Origin of the sequence: Halopelagius inordinatus, from assembly GCF_900113245.1 — an archaeon.
Lineage (GTDB): Archaea > Halobacteriota > Halobacteria > Halobacteriales > Haloferacaceae > Halopelagius > Halopelagius inordinatus.
In genome coordinates this window covers 369755-386319 of record NZ_FOOQ01000001.1, presented here as the reverse complement: position 1 = coordinate 386319, position 16565 = coordinate 369755, and the positions used below count along the sequence as shown (strand labels likewise).

Here is a 16565-nt window from a genome sequence, read left to right as displayed (position 1 = left end):
AATAATCGATCAGATGGACCGTGAGTTCGATTTCGGTATGAACTAAGTGGCGGTCGCAGAAACGAATCGACCATGCAGACGCTTCTGTTAAACAGCGACGACGTCCACGAGAACGCGAACATGGCGGACCTCATCCCCGCCGTAGAGGAGGCGTTCGCCGCCTTCGAACGCGGTGACGCGCAGATGCCGCCGAAGTCCTACATCGACCTGCCGCAGTACAACGGCGACTTCCGGTCGATGCCGGCGTACATGGACGCCGGCGACTGGGACGCGGCGGGCATCAAGTGGGTCAACGTCCACACCGACAACGACGAACACGACCTACCCACCGTCATGGGGACGATGGTGTACTCCTCGCCGGAGACTGCGTTCCCCCTCGCCATCATGGACGGCACCGAACTGACGATGAAGCGGACGGGCGCGGCGGCGGCCGTCGCCACCGACCACCTCGCCGTCGAGGACGCCACCTCGATGGGTATCGTCGGCGCGGGCGTCCAGTCGTACACCCAGTTGGAGGCAATCTCGACGGTTCGAGACATCGAAGAAGTCGTCGTCTCCGACCTCGACGAGGAACGCGTCGCGAACTTCATCGACGCCTTCGAGGACCGCTTCGACGTGCGTGCGGGGTCGATAGCGGAGGCCGCCGGATGCGACGTTCTCTCGACGGTGACGCCCGTCGAGTCGCCCGTCGTTCCGCGTGACGCCGTCGGCGACCACACCCACATCAACGCCATGGGCGCGGACGCGGAAGGGAAACACGAACTCGCGGACGAGGTGCTTTTGGACGCCAAGCTCGTCATCGACGACCACGCACAGACGACCCACTCCGGCGAGATTAACGTCCCCTACAACGAGGGCGTCCTCTCCGACGACGACATCTACGGCGCTATCGGCGAGATAGTCGTCGGCGACAGACCGGGCCGCACCGACGACGACGGCATCACCGTCTTCGACTCGACGGGACTGGCGATTCAGGACGTCGCCGCCGCCCACGTCGTCTACGAACACGCGGACGAGAACGACAACGGCTACCCGTTCGACCTGTTGGGTCTCGCGACCGAAGCCGAACGCTGAGTCGGCTTACTCCTCGCTTTCTTCGTCGTCGCCGCCCCGACTCGAAAGCGCGTCGAGAACCTTCGTCACGAGCAAGACGACGAGGAGAAACGGGAGAAGCGGGATGAAGATGACCACCATGAGGAGGAGAATCGTCCATCCGACCGAGTCCATCCCAGCGTCGGGGCGGGAATCGTAGCCGGGAGAGACCGTTCTGTACGTACGTTTCAGCAGTCCGGGCTGGTCTTCGTCGCTCATACGAGTGACCTACGCGGGGTTCCGTCAAAAAACCGCCCGACGGTAGCGACTCCCCGAGACGAGTCTCACTCGACTTCCAAGTCGATTGCGGGTCGGAGGGGAATCGCCTGCTTCGTCTTCTCGGCGTCTTCGCCTTCGACGTCGACGACGACGTCGGCGTCGAACTCGTCGCCGAGGAACGCCGCGGCGTCTTCGTACGTCTCGGCTTCGTCGATGTCGGCGAGGGCGGCGAGTTCCGCTTCGTCGCGCCCCCGGGCGAACTCGACGAGTTCTTGGACCAAGTCGTTGACCTCGTTACCGCGTTCCCGCAGGTCGGGGTCCTGCATCACCTCCCCCATGATTGCGCCTTGGTCGGCCCCGACGTCGGCGACGGTATCGAACACGCCGCGCTTCCAGTCGGCGGCGACGGTGACGCGAATCCGGTCGGGGTCGGCCTCCGGAATCGGGTCGTCGGCGTTTTTCAGCGACTGCTGAATGCCTTGGATGTCCTCGACGAGGCGTTCGACCTGCGCTTCTCTCACTTCGACGGCGCGACTCTCGAACGCCTCGTCCGCCTCGGGCCACGGGGCGTCCTCGGCGGGCGTGCCGGTCAGTCGCTCGTGGAGTTCGTTCGTCAAGAACGGGACGAACGGCGCGAGGAGGCGCAGGCGCGTCTCCAACACGTGCGCGAGAGTCCACCGCGCCGCCGGTCGGTCGAGGTCGGTCCGTCGGCGGTACCAACGCAGGTCCTCCTCGAAGTTGTAGAAGGCGGCCTGACTGGCCGCGCGCGTCTCCGACTGCTCCATCGCCTCCGTGACCGCGCGGACGGTCCGTTGGAGTTTCGACAGCAACCAGCGGTCTTCGCTCGCGAGTTCCGGGCGGTCCTCGGGAATCTCGCCCTCGATAATCTCGTCGGCGCGGTTCCAGAAGCGCTCTAACTGGTCGCCGACCGAGGCGACTTGGTCGGCCCGCCAGTCGTAGTCCTGCCACGGTTCCGCGGAGTTCAAGAGGAAAAAGCGGACGGTGTCTGCGCCGTAGTTCTCGATGGCTTCGCCGGGGAGGACGACGTGCCCTTTCGAAGAGGACATCTTCTGGCCTTCGAGTAGACCCATGCCCATGATGACGATACCCTGCGGCCACTGCGCGCGGTCGAACAGTTCCGCGTGGTGGAACAGGTAGAACGTGAGGTGGTTCGAGATGAGGTCGTTCGCGGAGAAGCGGTAGTCCACCGGGTACCAGTAGTCCCACTCCTCGCGCAGTTCGAGGGCCGTCTCGTCGGGTTCTCGCGACTCGTCGCCGCCCGAACGTTCCGAGGTGCCCGGCACCTCTCCGTCCTCGACCGCGTCCGCGCCGTAAAACAGCGTGTCGAAGAAGTCGCGGTCCATCTCCTCGACGGGGACGTCCTGCAGTCGGTGAGCGATGGTGTAGTACGCCATGTACACCGTCGAGTCCGACAGGGGTTCGATGACGAAGTCCTCGTCCCACGGCAGGCGCGTGCCGAGGCCGTAGTTTCGGATGCACGGCCACTCGTTCAACCAGTCGATGGTGTGGTCGTACTCGTCGCGGGTGTTCGCCGGGATGGCGTCCATCTCCGAGACGAGTTCGTGGGCCTTCCGCTTCCAGGCCTCGTCGTTGTAGCGCAGGAACCACGTGTCCTGTTCTGCGACGACGACGTCGCCGCCGCACCGACAGACGACGTCCTCGGAGAACTCCTGCATCGTTCCGAACGCCCCATCGTCGCGGTGGGCGTCGCGGAACCGCGTCCGAACGTCCTCGACGAGTTCGCCCGCGAACTCGCCGTAGTCGTCGTTCAGGCGGCCCGCGTGGAACTCCTTGTTGTACAGGTCGTTCGTCGCCGTCTCCAAGGCGGGGTCGTCGGACGACTCGATTCCGGCGTCTTCGACGGCGGACGCGGCGGGTATCTCGCCGTATCCCTCGACAGTGAGGATGGGGACGGGTTCGATTGCGTCCACGTCGGCGGGGTCGATGCCGTATTCGCGCATCCGTTCGTCGTCGGCTTTCGCCTCGCGGAGGGCGACGTAGTCGTCCGGCGAGTGCGCCGGGACGGACATGACGACGCCCGTCGCGTTCTCGGCGTCGACGAACGAGGCGGGCAGAATCAACACGTCGTCGCCCGTGATGGGGTTCGTGACGCGTTCGCCGACGAGTTCCTCGCCGGAGGCGGTGCGTTCGACCGTCACGTCGTGACCCTGCAGGTCGAGTTTCTCGACGGCGGCGGCGGAGACGAACCACTCCTCGCCGTCCACGTCGGCGTAGGCGTAGTCGGCGTCCGGGTCGATGTAGGCGTTCGTGACGCCGCGAACCGTCTCGGGTCGGAGCGTCGCCATCGGAACGACGGTGTCGCCGCGGGTGAAGCGCACGAGCGTGTACTCTTGGAACTCGGCGTCTTCGCCCTCCAACAGGTCGTGGGTCGTCACGGGCTGTTTCTCGTTCGTGCAGTATTTGACGGGGTGCAGGCCCTTCTCCAACAGGCCGCGGTCTCTCAGCGTCTCGTACTGCCACGTGATGAACTTCGAGTAGCGCTCGTCGTTCGTGGTGAACTCCCGCCGCCAGTCGACGGACAACCCGAGGTCTTTCATCCCCTTCTTGTAGTGTTCCTCGATGAAGTACCGCGCGTACCCCATCGGCGTTTCGAGGTCGTGAAGCGTCTCCTCGGGGACGTCGTAGGTGTCTCTGAGGACGGACAGTTGCTCCTCTTCGCCCTTCTTCAGGCGCTCTACCGCGCCGATGATGGGCGTTCCCGTCACGTGCCACGCGATGGGAAAGAGGACGTTGTCCCCCTGTTGGCGCCGGTACCGCGCGTAGACGTCGGGCACCGTGTACGTCCGGGCGTGCCCGATGTGCATCCCGCCGCTGGGGTAGGGGTACGGAACCGTGATGAAGGTGGGGTCGTCGTCGGCCTCGGAGGGGTCGGCTTCGTACCGACCCGTCTCGGACCACCGCTCTCGCCACCGGTCTTCGAGTTCCTGCGGGTCGTATTCCATGTCTGTGTCGTCGGAGGTGCGGGCCTAAAATATCTCCTATACCTGACTCGCGTGGCTGTCTGGTCGCGCCTCCGTCGGTGGCTCCTCGCTCCGCCCTCGAACCGTGTTTCGTGTCAACACTTTTGCTCGGTGAGCCCGAACCCGTCTTCATGGCCGACGACGGAACCGGTGGACCGGTATTGGTCGGACTCAGAGACCCCGAGAACGTCCGGCAGTTGGTTCGAACCGCCGGTGACCTCGCGCGCCTCGGCGACGGAACGGTGCGCCTCGTGACCGTCGTGGTGAAACCCTACGACTCGCCGTTCGGCGTGTTCGACGACGAGACCATCGTCCGCGAGTACGCCGGAGACAGCCGCGAACTCCTCGAACGGGCGGACGCGCCCGACGGCGTCGCCGTCGAACGCGACATCGTCGTCGCGCGGTCGCCGACTCGCGGTCTGTTGAAAGCGGTCGAAGAGAGCGACCCCTCGGCGCTCCTCGTCGGGTGGCGGGGGCGTTCGCGGCGGAGCGAGGCCGTCCTCGGAACGACCGTCGACGCACTCGTCGAACGGGCCGAGTGCGACCTGTACGTCGAACGCATCGGACGCGAGGCCGACGGCGTCGACTCCGTTCTCCTCCCCGTCGCCGGCGGACCGCACGTCGAGGTTGCGGCGGTGATGGCGGTGGCTATCGCCGTTCGGAACGACGCCCGGGTGGTCGTCTTCGCGGTGGCGGACGCGGAAACGGACGCGGCGGCGGCACGAGAGTTCGCGGCGGAGGGCCACCGGATGGTCCTCGCCACCGACGCCGACCTGCCGGTCGAAACCGTCGTCAGAGAGGCCGCTGACCCGACGGACGCCATCGGCGACGCGGCGGCGAACCACGACGTGGTCGTGTTAGGGGCGACTCGACGCGGCGCGCTTCGACGACGACTCGTCGGGTCGGTGGCGAGACGAATCGTGAAACGGACCGACGAGACGGTCATCCTCGCGAGGGACGCCGAGGTAGTCGGCGGCCCGCTTCACCGTCTCGGAGGGCTGTTGCGGCGGTGACGGCCGTCGTCTTCTGGCTCCTCGTCGGCTTGGCCACCGTCACCGCCCTGCTGACGGCGTGGGCACTCGGCGCGAACAGCAATTCGCCGCCGTTCGCCCCCGCCATCGGCGCAAACGCCATCTCGACGATGCGAGCCGCGTTCCTCATCGGCCTCCTCGCCGCCCTCGGCGCACTCACGCAGGGCGGGAGCATCTCCGAGACGGTCGGGTCCGGACTGATAGACGGCGTCGCGTTCACTTCGCTGGCCGCGACGACGGGGCTTTTGACCGCCACGGCGTTCATGGCGTTCGGCGTCTACACCGGCTACCCGGTCCCTGCGGCGTTCGCGACGACCGGTGCGATGGTGGGTGTGGGGCTCTCTCTGGGCGGTTCTCCGGCGTTCGACACGTATCGGAGAATCGTGACGTTCTGGGTTCTGGTCCCCCCCGTCTCGGGCGGGTTGGCGTATCTCACCGCCACGATACTCCGCCGCGACGACATCCCCGAAACCGTCGGCGTCCCCCTGCTCGCGGCTCTCGTCGGCGGTATCGTCGCCAACGTCGAACTGGCAGTCATCCCCGCTCCGGCCGGCGAGGAACAGGGCTCTCTCGCGGGGTTTCTGTCTGGACTCGTCGGGACGCCGGTCGTCGCCGGCGTCGAACTCGGCGTCGTCGCCGTGTCGGTGCTCGCCGCCGCGGCGAGCTTTCAGTTCATCCGCCGCCGAACGCAGGCGTCGGTCGAAGGCGGCGTCAGGACGTTTCTCGTCGTCCTCGGGAGCATCGTCGCGTTCTCCAGCGGCGGGAGTCAGGTCGGGCTGGCGACCGGACCGCTGGAGAACCTCTATCGGGTCGAACTCGGCCTCCCGGGCATCGTACTCTTGTCTCTCGGCGCGTCCGGCATCCTCGCGGGGGCGTGGATGGGCGCACCGCGACTGCTCCAAGCGACCTCTCGGGAGTACGCGCAACTCGGTATTCGGCGGTCCATCGCCGCCCTCGTCCCCGGGTTCGTCATCGCGCAACTGGCCATCGCTCTCGGCATCCCCATCTCGTTCAACAACATCATCATCTCGGGCGTCATCGGCGGCGGACTCGCGGGAGGCTCCGCGGGCGTCTCTCGAAAGAAAATCGGGGTGACGCTCGCGTTCTGGATACTCACGCTCGTCGCGTCGGTGGCCATCGGATTCGGTGCCTACAGGGCCCTCGCCGCGGTACTCGGCGGGTAGCCGCGCTCCGTCCGTGCGGTCGAGACGCGCTATCGAACGACGGTCACCGTCACGGGCGCTTTACGGACGACTGCCGTCGCGACGGTTCCGAGGAGGCGGCCGGCGAGTCCGTCGCGTTCGCCCCCGTGTCCGCCCATGACGACGTGATCCACGTCGTTCGCGCCGACGTAGTCGAGGATAGTCTCGGCGGGGTTCCCCGTCTCTACGGCCACCTCGACGGTCCGCCCCGCTTCCTCCGCCCGGCGCGTCGCGCGTTCGACTACCTCCTCCGCTCTCGCTCTCGCCTCGTCCCGTCGCTGTTCGTCGGGTTCGAGGATACCGCTCTCGCTCATCGACGCGTCGAGCGGCGTCACCACGTTCAACACCGTCACGGGACAGTCGAACGTTCCGAGCGCGTGGGTCAAAGCGTCGTCCGAGAGTGGGGACCCGTCCAGCGGGACCAACACGTTCGAGGGTTCCATACGGTCGGGTTCGGCGCGGAGACGGAAGAACTCTACCGGCGAAGCGACCCGCTCTGCGGGCGGTGAAAGTCGAGAAAACGGGGGGGAAACGACGAACGCGAGCTTACGACGTTCTCGTTCGGTAGCGTGGCGAGTGTCGTCGGCGCTCCGGGCCGGTCACTCGACGTCGATTCGGTGCGAGTCGTCGCCGTCGGTCGTCACCTTGGGGAGGGTGACGGTGAGGACGCCGTTGTTGTACGAGGCGGACGCCTCGTCTGCGACGATATCTTCGGGGAGACGGACGGTGCGGCGGACGGACTCGTGGCGGCGTTCCCGCCGGATGTACTCCTCGGACCCGTGTTGCTCGTCCGTCTCGTGCGTCGCCTCGATGGTGAGGACGCGTTCGGTTATCGTGAGGTCGATGTCCTCCTTTTCGACGCCCGGCAGGTCCGCGACGACGACGAACTCGTCGTCCTCGTCGGCGACGTCGACGGCGACGGCGGAGGCGACGCCCGTCAGGTCCGAACGGTCGAACTGGTGGCTCATGTCGCCGAACTGCTTGGACATGCGCTCGAACATCGTCTCGAAGTCGTCGAAGGGGGAAGAACGTGGCATCATTTGATAGTCACCGACTACTACAGACGGCGTCCGAGGAGATAAATATAGATGGAGCCGAGCGCGCAGTTCGCACGGGAGAGACGTCGAAGGGCCGGATGTGCGCGTTTCGGACTCCTCTCCGACGCCGCGGTTCGGTCGTTCGGCGCGTCGGTTCTTCGAGATTTCCGCGACGCCCCGACGGGTCTCAGTAGAGGACGTGCTGCATGTCGTAGGAGCCGAGTCGTTTGACCCACCCGCGGGAGGCGATCTCCTCGACGGCGTCGAGGGCGTCTTTGGATCTGTCCTCGTACAGACCGGCCTCGAAGTCGATGTGGAACAGGTAGTCCCCGAGGCGGTTTCCGCTGGGTCGAGACTCGATGCGAGAGAGGTTGATGTCGTGGTCCGCGAACGCCTCTAACAGTTCCAACAACAGCCCCGGGTAGTTGGCGTTCGGGTAGACGACGATGGTGGATTTCCCGCCCGCTTCGGAGCGTTCGCTTTCGGGAGCGATGACGAAAAAGCGCGTCGCGTTCGAAGAGCGGTCTTGGATATCCTCCGCGAGGACGTTGAGCGTCCCGCCCGCGTTGTCGGGGTGGCCGATACCGGCGACAGTCGGGTCCTCGCGGGCGCGTTCGACGCCGCGAGCGGTGCTCGCGACGGCTTCGAGTTTCGCGTCCGGATAGGTGGTTTCGAGGTACGACCGACACTGCGCGAGGGCCTGCGAGTGGGAGGCGACGACGTCGAACTCCTCGGTTTGAGCCAGTAGCGCGTGACGAATCGGCGTCACTATCTCGCGGGTGACCGCCACGTCCGTCTCCGCGATGGCGTCCAACGTCTCCGTGACGCTGCCTTCGATGCTGTTCTCGATGGGGACGACGCCGCGCGCGTACTCGCCGTCGTTCACCGCATCGACGATGGCGGAGACGGACTCGCGGAACTCGACGTCGTCTGCGACGGCCCGGGCGGCGCGGTGAGAGTACGTCCCCGCCGGACCCAGCGTGACTGCCTGCATGCGGCGACGTTCAGCCCCGAGTTTGAAAAGCCCGTCGTCGGTGGGCGACTCCCTACCGGATTACTGCTCTGCGCAGAGTTCGACGAAGTTCCGGAGGATGGTCAGCCCCGTCTCGCCGCTTTTCTCGGGGTGGAACTGCGTGCCGAACACGTTGCCTTCCTCGTTTGCGACGATGGCCGGGAACTCCACCTCGTAGTCCGTCGTGGCGACGACGGCGTCCTCGTCGTCCGGAACCGCGTAGTACGAGTGAACGAAGTAGGCGTACTCTCCGTCGACGGACCCGCCCGCGGGTCCGTCTGCTCGTTGCGTCGAAGACGCGACGCCGTCGACGCCCGCTACGAGAGGGTGGTCGCGTTCGACGTTCAGTTCGTTCCACCCCATGTGCGGCACCTTCTGGCCCTGCGAGAAGCGGACGTTCGTTCCGGGGATGAAGTCCAGACCGGTGACTTCGCCCTCGCCCTCGTGGTCGGCCTCCTCGCTCGTCGTGAGCAGCATCTGCATCCCGAGGCAGATGCCGAAGATGGGCTGGCCGCGTTCGGCCGCCGCCGCGAGGGGTTCGCGGAACGGGCCGGCGTTCTCCATCCCCTCGCTGAAGGCTCCGACGCCCGGGAGGACGATTCCGTCTGCGTCGGCGAACTCCGCGGGGTCGTCGGTTATCGTCACGTCCGCACCGGCGCGTTCGAGTCCGCGCCGTGCGCTCCGCAGGTTCCCGAGTCCGTAGTCGACCATGACCACCGATGCGAGCGACTGTTCGGTCTCGGCGGCGTTGGGCGCGCTCATACCGAACACTCCGCGCAGGGCGGCAAAGTGACTTTCCCTCGGGGCGACTTCCGCGCCGCCGACCGACGCCCGACTAGAAGTCGCCGAGGTTCGCCTGCCCGCCCTCGCCGTCCGTCAGGTTCGCGAGGTCTGCGGCTCTCGCGATGGTGTCGGTGAACGTCTCCTCTTGGCTCCGGTCGTACAGCGTCGCGGCGGGGTGGACGCAGACGAGGACGCGTTGGGCGCGGCCCCCGATGCGCGCGTCCACCACGTCGCCCGCCTCCGACGTGACGGCGACGGACCGGTCGAGGACGTGTTCGGAGGGGACCTTTCCGAGCGTCACGAGCAGTTCGGGGTCCACGAGTTCGAGTTCCCGTTCCAACCAGCCCGCGCAGTTCTCCAGTTCCGCCACCTTCGGGTCGCGGTTCTCGGGCGGACGACACCGCACGCAGTTCGTGATGCGGACGTCCGAGCGCGCGAGTCCGACGTCTCGGAGGGCGTCGTCGAGAACGCTTCCCGAACGCCCGACGAACGGTTCTCCCTTCTCGTCCTCGTTCGCCCCCGGCGCTTCCCCGAGAAAGACCAACTCGGCGTCGTCGGGGCCCGCGCCGTTGACTATCCGGCTCCGCGCCTCGACGAGTTCGGGACACCGCGTGCAGTCTGTGACGCAGAGTCCGTCCATCTGGCCGTCGGATGCGTCGTCCATACGTGCCGTAGCGCGTCCGGCCGACTTACTCGTGGTGGTCGCCGGACGCCCCCGGTTGGCCGTCTCGTTCCCGTTCGCGCCACGAACGCGCCGCCCGCGCGGCCGTTCGAGCGACGCGGACGGGTTCGGGCCGCCCGCCTTCAGGGGTGAACGCGCGGACGACGGCCGCCGCCTCCGGCGCGTCGAGGCCGACGGCGCGGACGAACACCGTCTCGTCGCCGACGTCAACGGACCGCCGCGGCGGAAGCGACCGATAGACCGCGAGGCGTTCGTCGAGTTCGTCACCGGAGAACTGCTCGCGCAGTGCCGGTTCGAGGCCCTCGCTCTCCTCGAAGGACACCGAAATCGTCGGGCGACCCGTCGCCTCCGCGACGCGGCGCAAGTCGAGCACGTTGAACCACGCCGGGGCGACGCCGGAGACCACGAGATACCGAACGTCCTCGCGACCGAGCGTCGAGAAAAGCGTCTGTACGGCTCTCGTCGCGTCCGTTCCGCCGACGGTGCACGACCCGTAGACGACGCCGTCTACGACGCGGTCGGCCCGCACGAGTGCGCCACAGAGGGTGCTTCGGTTCGACTCGCCTCCGGTCCCGCGGTACGACTCGGCGACACCGAGGGCTCTCGCTCCGGGCTTCGGCGGCGTCGTCACGACCCGTCACGCGCCGCGCGGTTCGACGACGTCACTCCTCTTTTATCTCTTTCAACCGGTCGAGCAGTTCGTCGTTGGACGCGCCGATTTCGTACTCGACCTCGCCCTCGTGGTCCGTCTCGGAGGTGGCGACGCTGTCGTCGTCGAGGTCGGTGTCGTACTCCTGGTTCTCTCGCTCTGATTCGTCGTAACTACCGAACCCCATACGTTCGACGATAGACGGTTGAGCGCCAAAAATGATTTGCAGGCCCCACTAACGCGTTGGCGGGGGTCTCTCGGTCCCGCCGGGCTTTTTCACCGACCGCGACGTACGCCGCCGCATGGAAGTCGTCACAGTCACCGAGAGAGCAGAGCAGTTCACCTGTAACGCGTACCTCGTTCTCGGTGAACGGACGGTTCTCGTCGACGCCGGGACGATGCCGGGCGTCGAAGACGTGGTCGCAGAGCACGCGGAGGAACTCGACGCGGTGGTCCTCACGCACCAACACTCGGACCACGTCGGCGAACTCGACGCCGTCCTCGACGAGTTCGACGCCGAGTTGTACGCTTACGGCGACCATCCCCGAAGCGACGGAACGCTCGAAGACGGCGAGGAGATGGTCTTCGGCGACGAGACGTTCGAGGTGGTGTACACGCCGGGACACGCCGCGGACCACGTCTCGTTCGTGAGCGACCACACCCTGTTCAGCGGAGACGTCGTCGTCTACAACGACGGCGCGTTCGACGACGGGAGTTTCGGACGGACGGACATGGCGGGGCAGTCGCGAGAGCGACTCGTAAAGAGCCTCCAAACGCTCCTCGAACGGATGCCCGAGACGGTGTCTGCGATGTACGCGGGGCACGGAGACGTCTACCGCGCACCGCCCGACGGCGACGAGGACTCCGTCCGCGAGGTGGTCGAGAGAGCGCTCTCGCGCGCCGAACAGAGAGAGCCGAAGTATCCCGAGTCGGCGTGAGATGTCCGCCGAAACGACCGGGCGCGCGACCGGCGTCGGCGGTCTGACGAGACTGGAGTCCGTCGGCGTCGCACTCGCCGCGGTGACGGCACTCGTCCACCTCGTGTTGGGCGTCGGCGCACTCCCGACGCCGTTCGGCGTCTCGTTTCTCCTCGCGGCGGCGGGCTTCGTCGCCGGCATCGTCGCCGTCGTCCGCGACTACAGGCGGCGACTCGTCTACCTCCTCGGAATCCCCTTCACCCTCGGACAGATTCTCCTCTACGCCGCGTTCAACTGGCCCGACCTAGTCTCTCCGGTCGGCGTCCTCGACAAGGTGGTACAGGCGGCGCTCGTCGTCGTACTCGTCGTCCTGTACAGAAGAGAGACGTAGCCGGGAGACGACCCGATTACGCCGCGCGGCGTTCCTTGGACTTCGCGCGGAGGTTCTTGTAGCCGCACTTTCGGCAACTGGTCGCGCGAGGCGGGTTGCGCGCGTTACATCGCATGCAGATGAGTTTCTCCAGCGTTCGCTTTTCGGCGGCGTCGAAACTAGCCATACGGCTGTGTTTTGGACCACTCCGTATAACGCTTGCGAGAACCGCGCACCGGCGGCGGGGGACGCGCGACGAGAGAACCGAGACGGGAACTCGACGGTCGAGAGTCCGAAGAGGGTTCAGGCGCCGGCTTCTTCGAGGGCCGCTTCGATGTCCTCGCGTTGGGTGACGCCGACGAACCGGTCGACGATGCCGTCGTCGTTCTCGACGATGAGCGTCGGGAGCGAGCGGACCTGATACTCGTTTGCGGTATCTTGCTTCTCGTCGACGTCGACTTTCTTCAGTTCGAATCGGTCGCCCCAGTCGTCCTGTATCTCCTCGAGAATCGGGTCCTGGGTCTTACACGGGCCACACCAGTCGGCGTAGAAATCGAGCACTTGAACGGTCATCGTGTCCTTCGGTGGTTGCCCGTCCCCGCGCATAAGGGTTTCTCACCCCCCCGTTACGGACCCGAGTCGAAACGTTTACGCGAGGGAGGCACAGATGGCCGCACATGAGTAGCGGACAGAACAGCGGCGGACTGATGTCTAGTGCGGGACTCGTTCGGTATTTCGACGCAGAGGACCGCAACGCGATTCGCGTCGACCCGAAGACGATCGTCGCGTTCGGACTCCTCTTCGGGGTCGCCGTCCTCGTACTGAACGCCGTCGCCATCTGAGGCGACGGCCGACGCACCGGCGAACGGACGCTTTTTGTCTCTCGGAGTCTCACTTCCGGCTATGTTACGAGCGGGCGTCGTCGCCGTCCAAGGCGACGTATCCGAACACGCAGACGCCATCCGCCGGGCCGCGAGCGCCCACGGCGAGGACGTCGAAGTCGTCGAGATACGCCAGTCCGGACGCGTCCCCGACTGCGACGCGTTGCTGATGCCGGGCGGAGAATCGACCGCCATCTCTCGGCTGTTGGCGCGCGAGGGAATCGACGAGGAGATAGTCGAACACGTCGAGCGAGGCAAGCCGGTGTTGGCCACCTGCGCGGGCCTCATCGTCGCCTCCCGCGACGCCAAAGACGACCGGGTGACCCCCCTCTCGCTTCTCGACGTGAGCGTCGACCGCAACGCGTTCGGCCGCCAGGCGGACAGTTTCGAGGCACCGTTGGCGGTGACCGGACTGGACGAACCGTTTCCCGCCGTCTTCATCCGCGCGCCCGTCATCGACGAGGTGGGCGAGGGCGTCGACGTCCTCGCCGAGTGGGACGGAAAGCCGGTGGCCGTCCGTCAAGGCCCCGTCGTCGGCACCTCGTTTCACCCCGAACTGACGACCGACAGCCGACTCCACGACATGGTGTTCTTCGAGGGCGACGTCGAAGTCGGGGCAGTCTCGGACTGACCCGGACGGGAGAACCGGGCGTGTTTTGCCCCCGTCGTCCGACGCGCCGGTATGGACGACGACACGCCCAGAGAGGAGGTACTCGACGAACTGTTCTCGACCATCGAGTCCCGAAGAGAGGAGTTGCCCGAGGACTCGTACACGACGACGCTTTTCACCCACGAGAAAGGCGAGAACTACGCCTTAGAGAAACTCGGCGAGGAGGCGACGGAGACGATTCTCGCCGCGAAAGACGACGACAGAGAGGAACTGCTGTACGAGAGCGCCGACTTGGTCTATCACCTGTTGGTCGTGTTGGCGACGCACGACGCGTCGCTGGACGACCTGCGCGAGGAACTGCAGAGCCGGTTTTGAGCCTTACTCGAAGCGAACGCCCAAGTCGTGCATCCCGTCGTTGTTCTGTGCGACGTTGATGAGGAGGGGCGTCACGGACTCGACTTCGGCGGCGTTTCCGATGCCGCCGGCGTCGAGTGCGCGGAGACCTTCTATCTCTTCTGCGAGCAGTCTGACGGTCTCCTTTGCGTCCGGGTCGTCCGCGACGAGAAGCGTGTCGATGCCGAGTTCGGCGTCCAGATTCGCGAGGCGTCCCGCCGCGAGGTTGTGGAACGCGCCGACGACGCTCACCCCGTCTGGCGCGGCGTCGGCGACGAGTTGCGTGACGCTGCCCGCACCCGGTGGGTGGTAGTGGAACCCGTCGTCCTCGCGTTTGACGCCCGCGGCGGGCGTGACGAGTACGTCCCCGTCTTCGAGACTGTCGGCGACTGCTTCCACGGTATCCGCGACGTGGTACGGCGGCACGGCGAGGACGACTACCTTCGCCCGGTCGGCCGCCATCTCGTTGACGAAGCCGTTCACCTTCCGGTCGCGGCCGCGACTCGACAGTTCCGTCTCGTACTCGTCGGCCTTCTCGCGCGCCCTCTCGGGGTCGCGAGAGCCGATAACGACGTCGTGGTCCGTGTGGTAGGCCCACCGGAGGGCGAGTCCCTCGCCGATGTCGCCCGTCCCACCGAGGAGTGCGATTCGCATAGGTCAGGGTGCGGACGGAACCCGGTAAAGCGTTGCGTGACCGGGCGCGTCTGCCGGTGTCGTCAGTCCGTTTCGGAGACGACTTCCGGACCGTACGTCACGAGAAAGGCGACGATGGGGGCGACGAGAAGCGTCCCGAAGAGGACGTACGTCCGCGGGGCGGTCCCCGCCGGGAACAGTGCCCACGCGCCGAGGCCGACTGCGTCCACGAGAAGCATCACCGCCAAGAACCGGACGAGGTGCGAGAGCGTGTCTCTCACGCCGACGCACCCCCGCGGCGTCGGAGGGGGTTCCACCGACGGGCGCGACTCGCCGCGGCGTACCCGCCGCCGAAAGAGACCAGGTTGTTCGCGAACCCGCCGACGCCGACGGCGTTCAACAGCGCGTTGAGCGAGACGACCACGGTGAAAAGCGCCGTCCACTGAACGGTCAGGTCGCCCGCCGTCGCGTCCGGCGACTCGAACCGCGCGAGGAACCAAAAGGAGAACGGGACGGTGACGAGGCAGGCCGAAAGCGCGCCCGCGACCCAGAGCGTTCCGGTCGGGTCGGGGACCACCAGACCGGCCACGAGCACCGCCAGAAAGCCGCCGAGGGGGAGCGACCAACAGAGCCGTTCGATTCGAAGCGCGTCCATGACGGACGTGTGCGGGGGAGCGGTCGTAAACTTACTCGTCGGCGGGCGTCAGCAGGTCCGGCAGGTCGTTGACGGAGTCTACGACTGCCGCGGCACCGGCCGTCTCGTACTTGTCTCTGCCCGCCTCGCCGGTGAGGCCGCCGGTGAGGACGCCGACGCCGCGGTACGTCCGGGAGTCGTCCGCCGCGGCGGCGTTGACGGCGGTGCGCACGTCGTCCAACGTGTCGCCGACGAAGACGACGCTGTCGGCCTCCAACCGTTCCGCGAGAGTAGTGAGAGCGTGCGGGTGGGGTTTGCCCTCCGCCCAGTCGTCCATGGTGAAGCGGTGGTTCGCCGGGACGGAGAACCGCGACCGGGCGAGGGCGATGTCCGCCTCCGCGACGGGACGGCCCGTCAGGACGCCCGTGCGGTAGTGCGAGGTGAGGTGGTCGAGCGTCTCGTGTTCGACGATGACCGGTTCGTCGTTGATGTAGCCGGTCGCCTCGAACGGCGGTTCGTGCCCTTCGAGTTCTCGAAACAGGTCGGAACCGAGGTAGAGAGCCTGAAACGTCTCGCGGAGGGCGTCGGTGTCCCACGCCTCTCTGACGGCCTCGCGGTCCGCAGGAGAGAGGTGGTCCGAGACGACGTCCTCGGCCGCCGAGAGGCCGCCGCCGCGTTCGGCGATGCGGTCGGTGAACGCGGAGAGAGACAGAGACATCCGCTCGTCGGCGAGGACGTACAACGCGGCGGCGTACGTCAGTTCCCAGTCGTTGTTGAACCCGCCCGCGTCCTTGAACGACTGAACGTCGCCTCGGTCTACGGTCCGCCCGTGCAGGCGGTCGACGCTCTCGACGATGGCCCGGCGGTACGAGTCCGCCACGTCTACGAGAACGCCGTCGATGTCGAGGACGACTGCGTCTGCGTGCATACAGAAACGCGGTCCCCCGTCGGCGTTAGCGTTGTGATTCGGCGCCGGGTTCGCGTCGGTCCGCGGGAACGACGTACAGCGTCTCGTCGCCGACGGACTCCGTCTCGACGGGAACCGAGGGGGCGTCGAATCCGAGCGTCGTAAAGAGGAAGTCGGCGTCGGCGGCCCGCGCCACGTCGCGCGCCGGGCGGTGGAGTTCCGGCGGGAGGTTCAGCGCGTAGACGGCGTCGACGCGGTAGGTGGGTCCGGGGTCGGTCCGTTCGCTCGCGGCGACGACGTCGTCTTCGACGAACGCCACGTCGGCGGGGAGGTCGAACTCGTGAACGTCCGTCGCGGTCACGTCCGCTCCGGCGGCGGCGAGTGCGGCGGCCACGTCGGGCGCGCGCCCGACGCCGATTTCGACGAGACGGTCGTATCGGGCGAGGCGCGCGGAGAGGGCGTCTCGGAGTGCGGTTTCCACGGCGGGATGTTTATGGCCCCGCTCTTCTTA

24 protein-coding genes are annotated in these 16565 nt (G+C 66.7%); 8 read left to right on the top strand and 16 right to left on the bottom strand.

Annotated elements, in window-relative coordinates; genetic code table 11:
- Positions 1-72: 72 nt before the first annotated feature.
- The gene (locus BM167_RS02090) at positions 73-1074 is read left to right on the top strand and encodes an ornithine cyclodeaminase family protein (RefSeq protein ID WP_092888047.1); all 1002 of its coding nucleotides are present in this window, start codon (positions 73-75) and stop codon (positions 1072-1074) included.
- Between the two features lie 6 nt (positions 1075-1080).
- Here BM167_RS02090 and BM167_RS02085 read toward each other — a convergent pair whose 3' ends face one another.
- Both BM167_RS02085 and leuS read right to left on the bottom strand, forming a co-directional pair.
- Positions 1081-1311 carry a DUF7535 family protein gene (locus BM167_RS02085; RefSeq protein ID WP_092888044.1) on the bottom strand — a complete coding sequence of 77 codons (231 nt, stop codon included), beginning with the start codon at positions 1309-1311 and terminating at the stop codon, positions 1081-1083.
- Between the two features lie 65 nt (positions 1312-1376).
- Positions 1377-4295: a leucine--tRNA ligase gene (leuS, locus tag BM167_RS02080; RefSeq protein WP_092888040.1), complete on the bottom strand. Its 2919-nt coding sequence runs from the start codon at positions 4293-4295 to the stop codon at positions 1377-1379.
- Between the two features lie 149 nt (positions 4296-4444).
- Between leuS and BM167_RS02075 the strand changes: the two genes are divergently transcribed.
- Complete coding sequence (locus BM167_RS02075) at positions 4445-5326, top strand: universal stress protein (protein WP_092888037.1); 882 nt, start codon at positions 4445-4447, stop codon at positions 5324-5326.
- The gene (locus tag BM167_RS02070; protein ID WP_092888034.1) at positions 5323-6528 is read left to right on the top strand and encodes an inorganic phosphate transporter; all 1206 of its coding nucleotides are present in this window, start codon (positions 5323-5325) and stop codon (positions 6526-6528) included. The genes BM167_RS02075 and BM167_RS02070 overlap by 4 nt, the downstream gene beginning before the upstream one ends.
- A 29-nt stretch (positions 6529-6557) precedes the next feature.
- Here BM167_RS02070 and BM167_RS02065 read toward each other — a convergent pair whose 3' ends face one another.
- The 7 genes from BM167_RS02065 to BM167_RS02035 form a co-directional block, all read right to left on the bottom strand.
- Positions 6558-6989, bottom strand: coding sequence for a universal stress protein (locus BM167_RS02065; protein ID WP_092888031.1), 432 nt, complete (start codon positions 6987-6989; stop codon positions 6558-6560).
- Between the two features lie 156 nt (positions 6990-7145).
- On the bottom strand, positions 7146-7586 hold the full coding sequence (hsp14, locus tag BM167_RS02060; RefSeq protein WP_092888028.1) for an archaeal heat shock protein Hsp14: 441 nt from the start codon (positions 7584-7586) through the stop codon (positions 7146-7148).
- Positions 7587-7770: 184 nt separating this feature from the next.
- Positions 7771-8577: a prephenate dehydratase gene (gene pheA / locus BM167_RS02055; RefSeq protein ID WP_092888025.1), complete on the bottom strand. Its 807-nt coding sequence runs from the start codon at positions 8575-8577 to the stop codon at positions 7771-7773.
- 60 nt (positions 8578-8637) lie between these two features.
- The gene (gene hisH, locus BM167_RS02050; RefSeq protein WP_092888022.1) at positions 8638-9357 is read right to left on the bottom strand and encodes an imidazole glycerol phosphate synthase subunit HisH; all 720 of its coding nucleotides are present in this window, start codon (positions 9355-9357) and stop codon (positions 8638-8640) included.
- Between the two features lie 73 nt (positions 9358-9430).
- Positions 9431-10042 (bottom strand): uracil-DNA glycosylase, encoded by a 612-nt coding sequence (locus tag BM167_RS02045; protein WP_092888019.1) that lies wholly within the window; start codon positions 10040-10042, stop codon positions 9431-9433.
- Between the two features lie 25 nt (positions 10043-10067).
- Positions 10068-10691, bottom strand: coding sequence for an endonuclease dU (locus tag BM167_RS02040; protein ID WP_092888016.1), 624 nt, complete (start codon positions 10689-10691; stop codon positions 10068-10070).
- A gap of 31 nt (positions 10692-10722) precedes the next feature.
- Positions 10723-10896 carry a DUF5786 family protein gene (locus BM167_RS02035; protein WP_092888013.1) on the bottom strand — a complete coding sequence of 58 codons (174 nt, stop codon included), beginning with the start codon at positions 10894-10896 and terminating at the stop codon, positions 10723-10725.
- A gap of 115 nt (positions 10897-11011) precedes the next feature.
- Between BM167_RS02035 and BM167_RS02030 the strand changes: the two genes are divergently transcribed.
- Together BM167_RS02030 and BM167_RS02025 are read left to right on the top strand one after the other, a co-directional pair.
- Positions 11012-11647, top strand: coding sequence for an MBL fold metallo-hydrolase (locus BM167_RS02030; protein ID WP_092888010.1), 636 nt, complete (start codon positions 11012-11014; stop codon positions 11645-11647).
- Position 11648: 1 nt separating this feature from the next.
- Positions 11649-12017 carry a DUF7475 family protein gene (locus BM167_RS02025; RefSeq protein WP_092888007.1) on the top strand — a complete coding sequence of 123 codons (369 nt, stop codon included), beginning with the start codon at positions 11649-11651 and terminating at the stop codon, positions 12015-12017.
- A 16-nt stretch (positions 12018-12033) separates the two neighbouring features.
- On the opposite strand, the gene BM167_RS02020 is transcribed toward BM167_RS02025, so the two are convergent.
- A complete protein-coding gene (locus BM167_RS02020) occupies positions 12034-12183 on the bottom strand; it encodes a 50S ribosomal protein L40e (RefSeq protein WP_092888004.1) in 150 nt (49 codons plus the stop codon).
- Positions 12184-12299: 116 nt separating this feature from the next.
- Positions 12300-12569 (bottom strand): thioredoxin family protein, encoded by a 270-nt coding sequence (locus BM167_RS02015; RefSeq protein ID WP_092891028.1) that lies wholly within the window; start codon positions 12567-12569, stop codon positions 12300-12302.
- Positions 12570-12673: 104 nt separating this feature from the next.
- On the opposite strand from BM167_RS02015, the gene BM167_RS02010 reads away from it, so the two are divergent.
- The 3 genes from BM167_RS02010 (at position 12674) to hisE (ending at position 13862) form a co-directional block, all read left to right on the top strand.
- Positions 12674-12838: a preprotein translocase subunit Sec61beta gene (locus BM167_RS02010; RefSeq protein ID WP_092888002.1), complete on the top strand. Its 165-nt coding sequence runs from the start codon at positions 12674-12676 to the stop codon at positions 12836-12838.
- 61 nt (positions 12839-12899) lie between these two features.
- Positions 12900-13508, top strand: coding sequence for a pyridoxal 5'-phosphate synthase glutaminase subunit PdxT (gene pdxT / locus BM167_RS02005; protein WP_092887999.1), 609 nt, complete (start codon positions 12900-12902; stop codon positions 13506-13508).
- 51 nt (positions 13509-13559) lie between these two features.
- Positions 13560-13862: a phosphoribosyl-ATP diphosphatase gene (gene hisE, locus BM167_RS02000; RefSeq protein ID WP_092887996.1), complete on the top strand. Its 303-nt coding sequence runs from the start codon at positions 13560-13562 to the stop codon at positions 13860-13862.
- 3 nt (positions 13863-13865) lie between these two features.
- On the opposite strand, the gene npdG is transcribed toward hisE, so the two are convergent.
- The 5 genes from npdG to BM167_RS01975 all read right to left on the bottom strand — a co-directional run bounded on the left by npdG (position 13866) and on the right by BM167_RS01975 (position 16535).
- Complete coding sequence (gene npdG, locus BM167_RS01995) at positions 13866-14534, bottom strand: NADPH-dependent F420 reductase (RefSeq protein ID WP_092887993.1); 669 nt, start codon at positions 14532-14534, stop codon at positions 13866-13868.
- Between the two features lie 62 nt (positions 14535-14596).
- Positions 14597-14794, bottom strand: coding sequence for a hypothetical protein (locus BM167_RS01990; protein WP_092887990.1), 198 nt, complete (start codon positions 14792-14794; stop codon positions 14597-14599).
- Positions 14791-15168, bottom strand: coding sequence for a hypothetical protein (locus tag BM167_RS01985; protein ID WP_092887987.1), 378 nt, complete (start codon positions 15166-15168; stop codon positions 14791-14793). The genes BM167_RS01990 and BM167_RS01985 overlap by 4 nt, the downstream gene beginning before the upstream one ends.
- A 31-nt stretch (positions 15169-15199) precedes the next feature.
- Positions 15200-16075 (bottom strand): TIGR01548 family HAD-type hydrolase, encoded by an 876-nt coding sequence (locus BM167_RS01980; RefSeq protein WP_092887984.1) that lies wholly within the window; start codon positions 16073-16075, stop codon positions 15200-15202.
- 25 nt (positions 16076-16100) lie between these two features.
- Entirely contained in the window at positions 16101-16535 is a 435-nt protein-coding gene (locus BM167_RS01975; protein ID WP_092887981.1) for a UPF0146 family protein, read from the bottom strand.
- Between the last annotated feature and the right edge of the window lie 30 nt (positions 16536-16565).